Raw genomic sequence first — 15,207 nt, 5'->3', positions numbered from 1 at the left:
TGGTAAACAGATACGCACACTTTTAGTGCGTATATTTTATACAAACTACAAACACTAAGACCTAAGCTAAAACAAAGTTTTACTTAATAGCTGGCTGGTAATGCTTACTTGGGCAAAAAACTAACTGGTGATACTATCCGATGACCAAATAAAGAGGTAAGTGTCTGTGAAGAAAGTGAGAATTGCGACTCGCAAGAGTCCATTAGCTATGTGGCAAGCCCATTTTGTAAAGGCCGAATTAGAACGCCTTCATCCAGATCTCATTGTAGAACTGCTTCCTATGAGTACCCGCGGTGACAAAATCCTCGACACGCCGTTAGCAAAAATTGGCGGCAAAGGGCTATTCATTAAAGAACTCGAAGTGGCAATGTTGGAAGATCTTGCCGACATCGCGGTGCATTCGATGAAAGATGTACCGATGGAATTCCCCGAAGGTTTAGGTTTGCACTGCATTTGTGAACGCGAAGATCCTCGCGATGCTTTTGTGAGTAATAACTATGCAAGCATCGATGCCTTACCCCAAGGCGCAATAGTCGGCACCTCTAGCCTGCGTCGCCAATGCCAACTAAAAGCGCAGCGCCCAGACATAACCATTAAAGATTTACGTGGCAACGTGAATACTCGCCTGGCCAAATTAGATGCTGGCGAATTTGATGCCATTATTCTCGCCAGTGCAGGCTTACTGCGTTTAGAAATGGCTGAACGCATTCGCACTTATATCGCACCAGAGCAAATACTGCCTGCTGGCGGCCAAGGTGCAGTGGGTATTGAATGTCGAAGCGCCGATCAAGCCTTACTGGAATTACTTAAACCTTTAAACCATAACGCGACCGCAGCACGAGTAGCAGCAGAGCGCGCCATGAACCGTCGCCTAGAAGGTGGATGCCAAGTTCCTATTGGCTGTTACGCCGAACTAGAAGGAGAGCAACTGTTTGTACGTGGCTTAGTCGGGGCAGTTGATGGCTCGAAAGTAATAGAAAAGGACATTCGCGGTGCCAGTAGTGATGCTGAACAGCTAGGCTTGAACTTGGCTGAACAATTATTGGATGCCGGCGCTGCGCCTATTTTACAGGCGGTTTATCAACAGCAGTAAGAGGACTATTGGTGCAGATACTTGTTACGCGGCCTCAGCCGCATAATCAACGTTGTGTAACAGCGCTAGAGGCGAAAGGCTTTAGCGTGAGTGCTGCGCCAATGCTTGAAATTAAACCAAGCGATGAACTCACATCACTGATACCGCGATTAGAACAAGCTACGTCTTCCACGCTTATTATTGCGGTGAGTCAATACGCCGTAGAATCATGCCAGCACCACCTCCAACAGCACGGCCGTACTTGGCCAAGCCATTGTCAGTATTTGGCTGTAGGTAAAGCAACGGCTGAGTGCTGGCAACAATATGGGGTAAACGCCTTAGTTCCCAGCCGCCAAGATAGCGAAGGCATGCTGCAGCTCATCGAATCTCAACTGAGTGGCATTCAGCAAGCGCACATTTTGCGTGGCCAACATGGCCGAGAATGGCTCGCCGAACAGCTGCAAAGGCAACAAATTACCGTTAATTATCTCACCTGTTATCAACGCCATTTGCTCAATTATTCTTGGCAACAACTTGAACAATGGCGGTCACAGATCAACACTATTGTGGCTACTAGTGGTGAAATATTGAAACACCTAACTACCCTTATGAGTAAGTCACAGCAGTTGACTTGGCTTAAACAGACCACATTGTTGGTGCCGAGTGAGCGTTTGCTTGAGTATGCTAAAAGTTTGGGTTTTATGCACATAGTGTTGTGCGACGGCGCATCAGATAAGGCTTGTATCGACGCTTTGGCGCGAATACAGTCATCTGCAAGGAATGAAAATGACCAAAAATAAACAATCAGATAGTCAAACAAAGGCTACCAATCCTAGCGATTCTAACAGTGCTACAGAAACAACCACTGCCAGCGAGCCAGCTGCCAGTGCCCCTGCCCCTGCCCCTGCCCCTGCCCAGAATAAACAACCAGCCGCTAAAACCGATAAAACGGCAAAGATTTTAGCCATTGTGGCGATTATTCTCAGTGTCAGTATCGCCATTGGTTTGTACTGGCATGGCCACCAATTTAGAGAGCATGCTGATACTCAACTACAACTCTTGAAAACTAGCCTGCAAGCCAAAGAACAAAACTTACTGAGTGCGCAAACCAACAACAAAAACCAACTCACTAACATTGAACAACAAGTGAGTGGCCAAAATCAGGCCATGGCGGCCTTAAAAGCCCAATTAGAACTTACCGAGCAGAATCGCAAAACTATCGAGCGACAATTAGCGCTATTGAATATTAAAGACGCCAACCACTGGCGATTAAACGAAGCCAGCTACCTACTGCAATTGGCAGCCAATAAACTGTGGCTAGAGCAAGACCCAGCCACCGCCATCGCTTTGTTACTAGAAGCCGATAACAGTATTAATAATGCAGACGACCCACATTTGCTGCCGTTACGCCGAGCAATAAATAGTGATGTGCAATTACTAAAAGGGGTGCCTTTAGTCGACAAAGAAGGTATCGCGTTTAGACTAGAAAGCATTTTGCAACAAGCTGAAAGCCTACAGTTGGCCGAGATTGAATTACCCGAGGTGGTAGAGCAACAAGACAATGACTTAAGTGCAGATAGTGCAGACTGGCAAGACAACCTAAGCAAAAGCTGGCGCAAATTTAGCGAAAACTTTATCACAGTACGCCGCCGTGACGGCCAAGTTGAAGCCTTAATTGAGCCTCAACATGCTTGGTATTTAAAAGAGAACCTTAAGCTACAACTACAGCAAGCCGAGCAAGCTTTATTCCGCTCACAGGGCGAACTGTTCAAAGCTAAGTTGCAACGTGCCGAGCAATGGGTGAGCGAGTTCTTTATTCAAAATACCCAAGCCCAAGCGATGGTTGAAGATTTAAAACAGCTCCAACAATTAGATATTGTAGATAAGCTACCCGAACAATTAAGCAGCTTAGGCGCTGCCGAACAAGCGATTAAAGAACGCCAACAACGGTTAATACCTTCACTTGAAGGAGCCGAATAATGTTTAAAATTCTGATTCTTCTAGTCTGTATTGCCATAGGCCTAGCCCTTGGCCCACAGCTAGCGGGTAATAAAGGCTACGTACTGATAGCCTTTGATAACTACACCATAGAAATGTCGGTCACCAGCGCGTTATTCCTAAGCTTTATTTGCTTTTGTGTATTGCTGCTGAGTTTATGGGTAGCCCGCTGGTTATGGCTAAGCTTTTCACGCAGTGGCGCATGGTGGGGACATCGCCGTAAACAAAAAGCGATTAATCATACGCAGCAAGGCATGTTAGCGATGATGCGCGGTGATTATCAGCACGCTGAAAAGCTGGTAAGTAAAGCCGCTACGTATAGTGATGCGCCAGCGCTAAACTACTTAACGGCTGCAGAAGCGGCCCAAGAACAAGGGCAAGATAAAAAGCGTGATAAGTATTTAGAGCAAGCTACTCGACTTACCAATAACGATTCTGCAGTGTTAATCACTCAAGCACGCTTACAACTTAAACAGCAAAATTACAGTGCTGCGCTATCTAGTATTGAGCAGCTACCACACGACAATTTGAAACAAGCAGCAATCAAGCGCATGCAAATGAGCATATTCCCCGCCTTGGGTTTATGGCAGCGTTATATCGATTTGTTACCGCTAGCAAATAAGGCGGGGTTAATCGATAACCAGCACTACCAAAGTGAGTTATCTGAAGCTTATAAAAATTTATTCTTAGAGTTGGCCAATAGCCAAGGCTCTGATGCGGTAGCGACTCACTGGAATGGCATGCCGCGTAAGCAAAAGAAACAAATGACGATTGCCGCCGCCGCTTGCCGCGCCTTGATTACCTCGGGAGACAATGCAGCCGCTTACCAACTGCTGGGGGATTTGCTTAACCGAAATGCCGATAGCGAATTATTAGAAGTGGCTGCTGAGTTGAAGTTAAGCGATCCTCACCCACTGTTGCAGCAGTTAACGGGTTTAATCCGCAAACACCCGAATAATGCCGACTTGCTGTGTTTGATTGGTCAATTGCATAGCCAGCAGCAGCAATGGAGCGAAGCTAAAGAACGCTTTGAACAAAGCATAAAGCTAGCACCAAACAGCCTGTGTTACCAAGGCTTAGCGGAAGTACACAGACAGTTAGACGAGCCAGAGCAGGCGATTCACTACTACCGCCAAGCTCTAAGCAACTAAGCCTTAGTGCTGAACCAAGACCAAAAATGGCGAGCTTAGCTCGCCATTTTTATGTCAATTAACTCTGCCTTGCTTAAATAAATTCGTAAGCATCGCCATGCAGCTGAGCAAGTGGTAGACCTTGCTTGGTAAAGGCTGTGCGCGCTACATCAGCCATTTCAAAACGACCAGCAATATAGACTTCCAAGCCACTCATATCAGCAAAATCTTCTAACACCGCTTCGTGCACCAAACCTTTTTTACCTGTCCACTGTGGCATAGCCTGCTCAAGTACCGGCACAAACTTAACTTGGTCTAGCTCTTCCCACTGATAAGCTAACTCGTGCAAATACAGCCCGCCTAAGTTACGGCCGCCCCAGTATAGGTAGATCTCTCGGTCTTGCTCTGAATCGATAATATGTTCAATGATGGATTTGGCGTAAGAGAAGCCCGTTCCACCCACCATAATCAAAATTGGACGCTGACTCTCTTCATCAAAACCAGCATGGCCAAATGGCATTTCAACTTCAATTTCGCCACTAGCTTGTAGCTTATCAATAACTTGACGAGCATAAGGGTTGCCCTCTGGCGCACCAATATGCAGCTCAAAAACATCACCTTGCTCAGGTGAACTAGCAAGCGAGAACGGACGTTTATCGTCTTCCGCCATAACAATTTGCAGGTATTGACCCGCCACAAAGTTTTCACTTTCCTGTGGCTGTAACTCAACATTAAATATGTCATCTAAAATCGGCGAGACCGATGCAACCTTACAACTAATGCGCTTCATACTTTCACCCTTCTAAACTTACACTCAAATCTGATTTTGCACTGGCTAAGCAAGCAACAAACCATCCTTCGGCTTGTTCTCTTTCACTTAACATTGGCGCCATTCCTTGGTAATCAATTTCGCCTGATGTACGTCGTGCCAAGCAACTGCAACATCCGCCCTGCTGACAACGATAAGGCCAGCTAATACCGTGAGACAAAGCTGCTTGTAAAATTGTTTGTTGCGGCTCTACAGTAAAAACTTTACCTGCAACACTAACCTGATAACAATTGGCCACTAGTCTATGCCCAATTGCGCCCAAATACTATCTACTCGCTGTTTCACTTCTGGTGCCATTTCAATTACTTCGCCCCATTCACGGTTAGTTTCACCCGGCCATTTATTAGTCGCATCCATTCCCATTTTTGAGCCCAAGCCTGATACAGGAGAGGCAAAATCTAGGTAATCAATGGGTGTATGGTCGATCAACGTAGTATCGCGCGATGGGTCCATGCGAGTGGTGATAGCCCATATTACATCCTGCCAAGAGCGCGCGTTGATATCATCATCACAAACAATCACAAACTTGGTATACATAAACTGCCTAAGGAAAGACCACACGCCTAACATCACCCGTTTAGCATGCCCTGGATATTGCTTTTTAATGGTGACAACGGCCATCCGGTACGAGCAACCTTCTGGCGGCAAGTAAAAATCAACAATCTCTGGAAACTGCTTTTGCAAAATAGGCACAAACACTTCGTTTAACGCTACCCCAAGCACCGCGGGCTCATCTGGCGGACGCCCGGTATAAGTGCTGTGGTAAATAGGGTCTTTTCGCATAGTAATGTGAGTAATGGTGAATACCGGAAACTCATCCACTTCGTTGTAATAACCAGTGTGGTCACCGTAGGGGCCTTCTGGCGCTGTTTCATTAGGCTCTAAATAGCCTTCGAGTACAATCTCGGCACTGGCCGGTACTTCTAAATCATTACTAATACATTGTACGGTTTCGGTTCTTCCACCACGTAACAAACCTGCAAAAGCATATTCTGATAAGGTATCAGGCACTGGTGTTACCGCGCCTAATATAGTGGCAGGATCAGCGCCTAAAGCCACTGAAACAGGATACGGCTTACCCGGATTTAACTCCTGAAACTCACGAAAATCGATGGCCCCGCCACGATGCGATAGCCAGCGCATAATGAGTTTATTCTTAGCTAACTTCTGCTGGCGATAAATCCCTAAGTTTTGGCGTTTTTTATAAGGGCCACGAGTAATGGTTAAACCCCAAGTCACCAAAGGCGCCACATCGCCAGGCCAACAGTGTTGAATCGGCAGCTTATCTAAATCAACCTCGTCACCGGTCCAAACAATTTCTTGGCAAGGCGCAGAACGCAGTTTTTTGGTGGGCATATTGAGAACTTGCTTAAAGATAGGCAGCTTTTCCCACAGTTCTTTCAAACCTTTGGGCGGCTCGGGCTCTTTTAAGTAAGACAGCCAAGTGCCTACTTCGCGTAACGCTGCAACTGATTCTTGCCCCATCCCTAGTGCAACCCGCTCTGGCGTGCCGAATAGGTTTCCTAACACCGGCATGCTGTGGCCTTTCACATTTTCAAACAGCAGCGCCGGGCCGCCTGCTTTAAGGGTGCGGTCACATATCTCTGTCATCTCTAACTCGGTAGAGACTTCAAGGCTAATTCGCTTAAGCTCACCACGCTGCTCTAGCAAATCAATAAAATCTCTTAAGTCTTTATATTTCATTCTAATAACCTAATGATAGAACCGTAATGACTATTGAGACTGCATCTCAATCATTACCATGGCAGCCAACTCTTGATGTTCTGACTCTCGAAACTGCGCCAATATAAACTGTGCCGCTGGCGGGTAATGCCGCCCTAAACGGGCGATAGCGCTATAAGAAAAATACAATAATTCGGGATTGTTTGCTGCGCCTTGCAACAAGCTGAAAGCGCGCTCTGGCGGTAATTGTTGAACCAACCACTCTAACAAAGACACGCTGTACTGATCCATGGGTAAACTTAAGACTTCAGCAATCGCCTCATCGCTTCCAATACCCACCGCCAAAGACACCCTGACGTTGTTATCGGGAAAATATAAACGGTTTGGCATATGCTGTTTAACGTACTGCAGCTGCTCAACATTAAGTTGCGAAAACGCCCGCATTACATCTAACTGTTGAGCTAATAGTAAGGGATTATTTTTGCGGAAGATGAGCGACCATGAAAAATCGTCTCGCAGCAATTCACTAAGATAAGTTTGCGAACGTTCCGCTGAGGTTTTATTTAGAATAAGGCTGCGTGCTAAAGCTGGGTAATCAAACGTGGGCCTAATCACCTCGTAACCATCAATCACCGCTGCTTGTCTAATTTTTGGGCGCTCAGAAGCTAACTCTAATAACCAGTTTTTTAGAGTTTGATCGGGAATATGGTTGTTTTGGTGAAGGTACAACAAACTTTCAAACAACAGTGCTTCGCGGTCTTCGGGGCGTAAATACGGCAGTAAATCAATGATCCAAGCGGGTTGATTCTGCATTAGCGTATCAACACTACGTTGCAGGATCATCAAAGGAACATCTTGGTAAAGCGGTTGGGAAAGAGGATTAGGACCTTGCTGCTCAGCATGAACAGATAATTGGAAAAATAGCCCTAGTACTAGCAGTAAACGTTTCATCATCCAAAATGAAACTGGCCGAATTAACGGCCAGTTTTTTGTTTATTTCTTCTGTGCTTTCATCGCATTAAAGAATTCGTCATTGGTTTTGGTCATTGCCAATTTATCAATTAAGAATTCCATTGCGCCAGTTTCGTCCATTGGGTGAACAATCTTGCGTAAGATCCACATTTTCTGTAGTTCTTCGGCACTGGTAAGCAACTCTTCACGACGAGTACCTGAACGGTTAATGTCGATGGCTGGGTAAACACGTTTTTCTGCAATTTTACGGCTTAAGTGCAGCTCCATGTTACCGGTACCTTTAAACTCTTCGTAAATCACTTCGTCCATTTTAGAACCAGTATCTACAAGAGCAGTAGCAATAATAGTTAAGCTGCCACCTTCTTCAACATTTCGAGCGGCACCAAAGAATCGCTTCGGACGGTGCAATGCGTTAGCGTCTACACCACCGGTTAGTACCTTTCCTGAAGAAGGAATAACGGTGTTATAAGCACGTGCCAATCGAGTGATTGAGTCAAGCAAGATGATCACATCTTTTTTGTGCTCAACCAAGCGCTTAGCTTTTTCAATAACCATTTCGGCTACTTGAACATGGCGACTCGCTGGCTCATCAAAGGTAGAAGCAATAACTTCACCGCGAACCAAACGTTGCATCTCGGTCACTTCTTCTGGACGCTCATCGATTAGCAATACAATCAATTCACACTCAGGATGATTAAACGCCACATTTTGCGCAATGTTTTGCAGCAACATGGTTTTACCCGCTTTTGGCGGAGCAACAATCAAACCACGTTGGCCTTTACCAATTGGCGAGGCTAAATCTAATACACGGGCAGTGATGTCTTCAGTTGCACCGTTACCACGCTCCATACGCAAACGGTCGTTGGCGTGTAGCGGCGTTAAGTTTTCAAATAAGATTTTGTTGCGCGAGTTCTCTGGCTTGTCGTGGTTAACAATGCCAATTTTAAGCAAGGCAAAGTAACGCTCACCTTCTTTAGGTGGACGAATCTTACCTTCTACCGTGTCACCGGTACGCAGGTTGAAACGACGAATTTGACTTGGAGAAACGTAAATATCGTCGGGGCCCGCTAAGTAAGAACTGTCGGCACTACGCAAAAAGCCGAAGCCATCTTGCAAAATCTCCAGCACACCATGACCAAAAATGGCCTCACCGCTTTTAGCGTGAGCCTTTAAGATCGAGAAGATAATATCTTGCTTACGTAATCGGGCCAGATTTTCTAAGCCCATTGATTCGCCTAGCGTAATCAGTTCATGGACCGGGGTATTTTTTAGCTCAGTTAAATTCATAATGGTGAGTATTCAATTTTTATCGAAAGTAGGCTGACAGCAGCGTGAGTTAGGTAAAGTGGAGATGCTTACTCGACTGTTTAGTCGGCCAAGGGATAGCCTTTAATAACGGGCGTAGGAAAAATTCGAAAATAAAATTAGCACTAATGTGGGGAAAGATCCAGCAAAAGCAGGCAACGAATGTCGACCTGCTCACAATGTTACTATAGGTTCTCGTCCAAAAACGCAGTTAACTGTGCTTTTGATAAGGCGCCAACCTTAGTTGCGGCTACCTTGCCGTCTTTAAATAACAACAAAGTAGGAATACCGCGAATACCAAACTTAGGTGGTGTGCCTGCGTTTTGGTCGATATTTAGTTTGCCAACGATAACTTTACCGTCATATTCGTTAGCCACTTCGTCTAGGATAGGTGCAATCATTTTGCAAGGTCCACACCATTCAGCCCAGAAATCAACTAGTACTGGTGTGCTTGAATTAAGTACGTCTGCGTCGAAACTGTCGTCGCTTAGCTGAACTAACTTGTCGCTCATTTATTACTCCAAATATTCTATGCTATCTATATAGATAATTTACCTGACTATTTGAAAACATCCGACCAATGAATGCAAGCCCAAGCTCATTCCAAGGGAATCTAAGCTACTACCAATTAACATAAGTGACTTACGCGCTCATTTAACAAAGAATGCGTGCTGGTAGTGCCACTTAGCTGTGATATGCTTACGCAATGAGCAAAACACATTTAACTGAACTACGATTTGCCGAGTTAGGACTGCAAGATAAGGTATTAGAAGCCTTAGAGCAGCACGGCTATCACAATTGCACCCCGATCCAAGCCCAAAGCCTACCTATTTTAACCAAAGGTAAAGATATTGCAGGCCAAGCTCAAACCGGTACGGGGAAAACATTAGCCTTTTTAGTTGCCACGTTCAATCACTTGCTAACCACCGCAGTGCCTGAAACGCGTCAACAAAATCAACCTCGAGCAATCATACTTGCTCCTACTCGCGAACTAGCGATTCAAATTCATAACGACGCCCGCTTACTAGCCAAAGCAACCGGCCTAAAATTAGGCTTGGTATATGGTGGTGAAGGCTACGCTAGCCAACGCGCAACCTTAGACGAAGGTGTCGATATTTTGATCGGCACAACTGGTCGAATGATTGACTACTTCAAACAAGGTGCTTTTAGCTTAAATAGCGTGCAAGCAATGGTATTGGATGAAGCCGATCGCATGTTCGATTTAGGCTTTATTAAAGATATTCGCTATTTAATGCGCCGCATGCCAGAACCTAAACTTCGCTTAAACATGCTGTTCTCTGCCACCTTATCTTTCAAAGTGAAAGAGCTTGCGTTCGAACACATGAACGAGCCAGAGCACGTGATTGTTGAACCGGAACAAATGACCGGCGCGCGCATTCAAGAAGAGCTATTTTACCCCTCTAACGATGACAAAATGGCGCTGTTGCAAACGCTTATTGAAGAAGAATGGCCAGAGCGCGCGATTATTTTCGCTAATACCAAACACCGTTGTGAAGACATTTGGGGGCATTTAAGCGCCGACAAACACCGTGTTGGTTTGTTAACTGGTGATATTCCGCAGCGTAAACGCGTGCAAATTTTAGAACAATTTACTGAAGGTAAGATAGACGTACTAGTGGCTACAGATGTTGCCGCTCGTGGTTTACATATTCCTTCGGTGACTCACGTATTTAACTACGACCTACCTGACGATGCAGAAGACTATGTGCACCGTATTGGCCGTACTGGTCGTGCCGGTGCTAGCGGTCACGCCATTAGCCTAGCCTGTGAAGAATACGTATTTAACTTGCCAGCGATTGAAGAGTACATTAAACATCCGGTGCCTGTTAGCCAATACGATAGCGAAGCATTGATGCGTGATTTGCCAAAAGCACAACGTATTCATCGCGCTAAAAATACCAATAGCCGTAGTGGTAACCGTAGCAATAGTCGCGGTAACAGTGGTCATTCTAATCAGCGTCGCCACCGCCATTAAGCACTAAGCACAAGGAATACAGTGTCTAAAGTTTCACCCCTTTATGCAGCCATTGATTTAGGTTCCAACAGCTTCCACATGTTAATCGTGCGGGAGTTGAGTGGTAGCGTGCAAACCATTGCTAAAGTGAAACGTAAAGTGCGTTTAGCAGCGGGTTTAGATGCCAACGACAAACTCGACCATGCTGCCATGGTAAGAGGTTGGCAATGTTTAAGCCTGTTTGCCGAGCAACTACAAGATATTCCGGAAGCACAAATAAAAATAGTGGCCACCGCAACCTTGCGCCGCGCCACTAATGCCGATGCTTTTTTAGTTCAAGCCGAAAAAATCCTCAATCACAAAATTCACATCATTAGCGGCGAAACCGAAGCTAAAATTATCTATCGAGGTGTAGCCCATACTAGTAGTGGTAGCGGTAAGCGTTTAGTGATTGATATTGGTGGAGCCAGCACCGAATTAGTTGTGGGTGAGCAAAGCGAAACCTTATTGCTGAACAGCTTAGATATGGGTTGTGTAACCTGGCTTAAGCGTTTTTTCCAAACAGGGCTAAACGATGCTAACTTTGAAGTAGCGATCGATGCAGCCAAACAAGTCATTGATCCGGTACTCAGTGACTATCGCCGCCTCGGTTGGCAATCTAGCTTAGGGGCATCGGGCACTATTCAAGCCCTACTAGAGATTATAACCGCCCAAGGTTTAGACGAACGAATCACCTACTCAAAGCTGAAAACCATACAGCAGCAAGTTGTCGCTTGCGGCAGCTTAGATAAACTAGATATTCAGGGCTTAGCCGAAGAACGTAAACCGGTATTTGCGTCGGGTTTAGCAATCATTATTGCGCTATTCGAAAGTTTACAAATTGAAGGCTTAATCCTCGCTGGCGGAGCATTACGCGAGGGTTTGGTGTACGGCTTATTAAGCCAGAAAGAAACCAGCAGCGTAAGGGCTCGTACCGCCGAGAGCTTTGTAAAACGCCATCGCATTGATAAGCAACATGCAGAGCGAGTTGCTCAATGTGCGCGAGGCATGGCCCAGCAAATGAGTCCCGGTTTAAGCAATCGCGCCTTAAGTTTGTTGAAGTGGGCATCAATGTTCCACGAAGTAGGTTTGAACATTGAATTCAAAAAAGCGCCGCAACACGCTGCCTATATTATTGATCACTCTGACCTACCCGGCTTTACCAGCGCTCAAAAACACTTTGTCTCTAGTTTGTTGCTAAATCAGCGAGGAGATTGGCAAGCTGAATTGCTCGCCCAGCAACATGCTTTGAAAAAGCCCGAAGCCTTAGTACTCGCGCGCTTACTGCGCATTGCCATTATCGTATGCATGCGTCGCACTCAAGGTAGCGTACCTAAAATTACCGTGCTGCAGGCTGAAAATGATTGGCAACTATGCTTCCCGCCAACATGGAACGAACAACATCCATTGCGGGCGGCCGAGTTGGAACATGAAGCGAAAGTACAAAGCCAAGCAGGCTTTCCGCTAGCAATTATCGAGGCGCTTTGTTAAACGCCTATTTGGGAGTGGTTAATTCAATCACCACCCGTTTGCGATAGTTAAGTAAGTCGAAATCTTCTCGCCAATACTCCTCAATGAGCTTATCTAACAATCCGCTGTCTTCTGCTTTTTTTAAGGCTTCTTCGATGATTGGCGCAAGCTCTGGCTCTGAGCTACTCACGTAAAACTGAAAATCACGTTGATACTGCAAAACTAAATAGGGCTCTATGGCTAAGTAAGGGTGCTGCAGAGAGTCGTTAACAATCTCGGTAAATCCCCTAGAGAAGTAATCAATCCCTCGTTTATGATTTGCCACCATTTTGTATAAACGGCGCCACTCTCCGTCTACTTCCACGGTTTTTAACTGGTTAGCTTGCCAAACTTTTACATCAAACCAGTTTTTACCAAAACCGCCAGTTTTATTAAGATCTCTAAATTCCTCTAAGCTTCCTACAAAACGATACGCATCGACCTCAGAGCGAGGAACCAATAACAAGCGGTGGCCAATTAAACCGTTGGTTAAGCCCATATTAATAGCAACCAAGCTTGGATCTTGATTACGTTCTTCAGACGCCAACAACCACACAAGGCTTAGTTGGCCATTACGCAACATCGACTCTGCGCGCTTTTGCGGCAAATTAGATGAAGGCACATCAATCACCGGTGTATGACCCGCTTCAATAAGCGCTTGCTCAAGTAATTCATGGTAATAAATGTGTGAATCGTCTGAATATGCAGGTAGGCGTAATTCAACAGTAGCTGCGTATGCCTGAGCAGAGACCAAACATAAACCTGCCAAAAATTTCCACATAGCGTCTCTCCCTAGAGGCCGATGGCTTAATCACTAACACTGGCATTAAGCACTATTCTAACAGTAGCTCAAAATCACTACTTCTTGCTCAGCGAGTGAACAAAAAATAATTAATACCTCAAAGGTTTAGTGATTTAGTTCAGTTCGACAGCAATCAACCTAGTTAAAGTATGCTTTTATTCGCTAGCACTGCGCTAATATTGACCTTAGCGGACTAGGCTGGCAAACTGCGCCCGCGAGCAGTCAACATTTCGCTGGCTGCCATAAAAACGTGTTACCACTGTGCTATTTAAGTCGAGGAGAATACAATGCCACAACCGCAAGTTGCCATCATCATGGGTTCAAAAAGTGATTGGCCAACCATGGAAAACGCCGCCCAAGTTCTAGAACAATTAGGCGTTGAATTTGAGGTTGAAGTGGTTAGCGCTCACCGTACTCCCGACAAGCTTATGGAATTCTCAGCTAACGCAGCTGACCGCGGCATTAAGGTTATTATTGGCGGCGCAGGCGGCGCAGCACATTTACCAGGTATGGTCGCCTCAAAAACACGCTTACCTGTGCTAGGTGTTCCCGTTCAAAGCAAAGCTTTAAACGGCATGGACAGTTTATTATCAATTGCCCAAATGCCTAAAGGTGTAGCCGTTGGTACCTTGGCTATTGGCACCGCAGGTGCTTACAACGCAGGTTTGTTTGCCGCTCAGATTTTAGCGACGACCAATGCAGAGTTAGCTGAGCGCATTGAACACTTTCGTACCACGCAAACTGAAACCGTGTTAGCCCACCCAGATCCACGAGTAGCCGAGTAAGTTAGGTGAGTACAATGAACAAAATTTGGATCTTAGGCGCTGGCCAACTTGGTGCCATGTTGAAGCATGCTGCCCAGCCGCTCAACATAGAAGTTTGCCCAATTGAAACCGATGAGACAGGCACTTTTGCTATCGCCGACAACGACATCATCACCGTTGAGCGCGAGCACTGGCCGGTAACATCGGCGACTGAGCAACTAACTCAACACCCGCGCTTTCTAAATGGCCCAGCCCTAGCGCAATTGGCCGACCGCGCAAGCCAGAAAAAACTGCTCGACTCCCTAGGCCTTGCCACAGCGCCTTGGGTAGATGTTAAACAAAAGCACAGTGCCGAGCACTTGTTTGCCGAGCTTGGCGAACGAGTGTTGTTAAAGCAACGCTCTGGTGGTTACGACGGTAAAGGCCAGCACTGGCTAAAACAGCAAGGTAACGCAGAGCAACGTGCTATTCCTCAAGACTGGCTCGACCATTGTATTGCTGAGCAAGCCATCAATTTTGATGAAGAAGTATCACTGATTGGAATGCGCCACGCTAACGGCGACACAGCGTTTTACCCACTAGCCATTAACCAGCACCACGAAGGTATTCTGTTGGCCACGGTTTCTCCTGTAGCCAGCAAAGCGCCGCTACAGAGCCAAGCCGAAGCCATGCTTGGTAAACTAATGGATGGACTCGATTATGTGGGTGTAATGACCATGGAGTGTTTCCAGGTTGGCGATCAACTGCTGATTAATGAAATTGCTCCACGGGTTCACAATAGTGGCCATTGGACCCAAGCGGGTTCAAGCTTAAGCCAATTTGAAGCACATATTCGCGCAGTGGCCGATTTACCTTTAGTACAACCACTAGTGAAAACCCAAAGCGTTATGCTTAACCTTATTGGGGTAGATTTTAACAAGCAATGGTTAAGTGTGCCTGGCATAGAAGTGTTTTGGTACGGCAAAGACGTACGCCCAGGACGTAAAGTAGGGCATATCAACATTAGCATTGCCAACAGAAGTCAGCTGCTTGCAAGCCTAGCGCAGCTAGAACCTTTAATGACACCGGTTTATGCCGACGCCATTGAATGGCTAATAAAGCACCTAGACTAGTAATACAGCAGCGGTGT

At 45.9% G+C, this 15,207-nt stretch carries 15 protein-coding genes; 8 read left to right on the top strand and 7 right to left on the bottom strand.

The window, feature by feature from the left end:
- Positions 1-160: 160 nt before the first annotated feature.
- From hemC to Q4592_RS12560, 4 genes are read left to right on the top strand one after another with little or no spacing between them, the layout of a single operon-like run.
- Positions 161-1,093, top strand: a complete 933-nt coding sequence (gene hemC, locus Q4592_RS12575; protein WP_303513546.1) for a hydroxymethylbilane synthase — start codon at positions 161-163, stop codon at positions 1,091-1,093.
- A gap of 11 nt (positions 1,094-1,104) precedes the next feature.
- Positions 1,105-1,872, top strand: coding sequence for a uroporphyrinogen-III synthase (locus Q4592_RS12570; RefSeq protein WP_303513543.1), 768 nt, complete (start codon positions 1,105-1,107; stop codon positions 1,870-1,872).
- The gene (locus tag Q4592_RS12565) at positions 1,859-3,052 is read left to right on the top strand and encodes a uroporphyrinogen-III C-methyltransferase (RefSeq protein ID WP_303513540.1); all 1,194 of its coding nucleotides are present in this window, start codon (positions 1,859-1,861) and stop codon (positions 3,050-3,052) included. Before Q4592_RS12570 ends, Q4592_RS12565 begins: the two co-directional genes overlap by 14 nt.
- Positions 3,052-4,221, top strand: coding sequence for a heme biosynthesis HemY N-terminal domain-containing protein (locus Q4592_RS12560; RefSeq protein ID WP_303513537.1), 1,170 nt, complete (start codon positions 3,052-3,054; stop codon positions 4,219-4,221). Before Q4592_RS12565 ends, Q4592_RS12560 begins: the two co-directional genes overlap by 1 nt.
- A 73-nt stretch (positions 4,222-4,294) precedes the next feature.
- On the opposite strand, the gene fre is transcribed toward Q4592_RS12560, so the two are convergent.
- From fre to trxA, 6 genes are all read right to left on the bottom strand, one after another.
- A complete protein-coding gene (gene fre, locus Q4592_RS12555; protein ID WP_303513534.1) occupies positions 4,295-4,990 on the bottom strand; it encodes an NAD(P)H-flavin reductase in 696 nt (231 codons plus the stop codon).
- A 4-nt stretch (positions 4,991-4,994) separates the two neighbouring features.
- A complete protein-coding gene (locus Q4592_RS12550) occupies positions 4,995-5,267 on the bottom strand; it encodes a 2Fe-2S iron-sulfur cluster-binding protein (protein WP_303513532.1) in 273 nt (90 codons plus the stop codon).
- Positions 5,267-6,733: a 4-hydroxy-3-polyprenylbenzoate decarboxylase gene (gene ubiD, locus Q4592_RS12545; protein WP_303513530.1), complete on the bottom strand. Its 1,467-nt coding sequence runs from the start codon at positions 6,731-6,733 to the stop codon at positions 5,267-5,269. The genes Q4592_RS12550 and ubiD overlap by 1 nt, the downstream gene beginning before the upstream one ends.
- Before the next feature lie 30 nt (positions 6,734-6,763).
- Positions 6,764-7,666, bottom strand: a complete 903-nt coding sequence (locus Q4592_RS12540) for a hypothetical protein (protein ID WP_303513528.1) — start codon at positions 7,664-7,666, stop codon at positions 6,764-6,766.
- Positions 7,667-7,705: 39 nt separating this feature from the next.
- The gene (rho, locus tag Q4592_RS12535) at positions 7,706-8,971 is read right to left on the bottom strand and encodes a transcription termination factor Rho (protein ID WP_221075269.1); all 1,266 of its coding nucleotides are present in this window, start codon (positions 8,969-8,971) and stop codon (positions 7,706-7,708) included.
- A gap of 203 nt (positions 8,972-9,174) precedes the next feature.
- On the bottom strand, positions 9,175-9,501 hold the full coding sequence (gene trxA, locus Q4592_RS12530) for a thioredoxin TrxA (protein WP_303513518.1): 327 nt from the start codon (positions 9,499-9,501) through the stop codon (positions 9,175-9,177).
- Between the two features lie 194 nt (positions 9,502-9,695).
- On the opposite strand from trxA, the gene rhlB reads away from it, so the two are divergent.
- Both rhlB and gppA read left to right on the top strand, forming a co-directional pair.
- Positions 9,696-10,985, top strand: a complete 1,290-nt coding sequence (gene rhlB / locus Q4592_RS12525; RefSeq protein WP_303513516.1) for an ATP-dependent RNA helicase RhlB — start codon at positions 9,696-9,698, stop codon at positions 10,983-10,985.
- A gap of 21 nt (positions 10,986-11,006) precedes the next feature.
- Positions 11,007-12,494, top strand: a complete 1,488-nt coding sequence (gene gppA / locus Q4592_RS12520) for a guanosine-5'-triphosphate,3'-diphosphate diphosphatase (RefSeq protein ID WP_303513513.1) — start codon at positions 11,007-11,009, stop codon at positions 12,492-12,494.
- Positions 12,495-12,498: 4 nt separating this feature from the next.
- On the opposite strand, the gene Q4592_RS12515 is transcribed toward gppA, so the two are convergent.
- Positions 12,499-13,293 carry a hypothetical protein gene (locus Q4592_RS12515; protein ID WP_303513510.1) on the bottom strand — a complete coding sequence of 265 codons (795 nt, stop codon included), beginning with the start codon at positions 13,291-13,293 and terminating at the stop codon, positions 12,499-12,501.
- A gap of 308 nt (positions 13,294-13,601) precedes the next feature.
- Here Q4592_RS12515 and purE point away from each other — a divergent pair, with 308 nt between their 5' ends.
- Positions 13,602-14,099, top strand: coding sequence for a 5-(carboxyamino)imidazole ribonucleotide mutase (purE, locus tag Q4592_RS12510; protein WP_137674453.1), 498 nt, complete (start codon positions 13,602-13,604; stop codon positions 14,097-14,099).
- A 14-nt stretch (positions 14,100-14,113) separates the two neighbouring features.
- Entirely contained in the window at positions 14,114-15,190 is a 1,077-nt protein-coding gene (gene purK, locus Q4592_RS12505; protein ID WP_303513465.1) for a 5-(carboxyamino)imidazole ribonucleotide synthase, read from the top strand.
- Positions 15,191-15,207 lie beyond the last annotated feature (17 nt).

The sequence above is a fragment of the Agarivorans sp. 1_MG-2023 genome (genome assembly GCF_030548385.1).
Lineage (GTDB): Bacteria > Pseudomonadota > Gammaproteobacteria > Enterobacterales > Celerinatantimonadaceae > Agarivorans.
The sequence above is the reverse complement of the archived record's forward strand: the minus strand, read 5'-3'. Positions and strand labels throughout refer to the sequence as shown.

Coding starts and splice junctions, on each gene's coding strand:
- Q4592_RS12565 (WP_303513540.1), top strand. CDS start 1,859: ATGACCAAAAATAAACAATCAGATAGTCAAACAAAGGCTACCAATCCT.
- Q4592_RS12560 (WP_303513537.1), top strand. CDS start 3,052: ATGTTTAAAATTCTGATTCTTCTAGTCTGTATTGCCATAGGCCTAGCC.
- fre (WP_303513534.1), bottom strand. CDS start 4,990: ATGAAGCGCATTAGTTGTAAGGTTGCATCGGTCTCGCCGATTTTAGAT.
- ubiD (WP_303513530.1), bottom strand. CDS start 6,733: ATGAAATATAAAGACTTAAGAGATTTTATTGATTTGCTAGAGCAGCGT.
- Q4592_RS12540 (WP_303513528.1), bottom strand. CDS start 7,666: ATGATGAAACGTTTACTGCTAGTACTAGGGCTATTTTTCCAATTATCT.
- rho (WP_221075269.1), bottom strand. CDS start 8,971: ATGAATTTAACTGAGCTAAAAAATACCCCGGTCCATGAACTGATTACG.
- trxA (WP_303513518.1), bottom strand. CDS start 9,501: ATGAGCGACAAGTTAGTTCAGCTAAGCGACGACAGTTTCGACGCAGAC.
- rhlB (WP_303513516.1), top strand. CDS start 9,696: ATGAGCAAAACACATTTAACTGAACTACGATTTGCCGAGTTAGGACTG.
- Q4592_RS12515 (WP_303513510.1), bottom strand. CDS start 13,293: ATGTGGAAATTTTTGGCAGGTTTATGTTTGGTCTCTGCTCAGGCATAC.
- purE (WP_137674453.1), top strand. CDS start 13,602: ATGCCACAACCGCAAGTTGCCATCATCATGGGTTCAAAAAGTGATTGG.
- purK (WP_303513465.1), top strand. CDS start 14,114: ATGAACAAAATTTGGATCTTAGGCGCTGGCCAACTTGGTGCCATGTTG.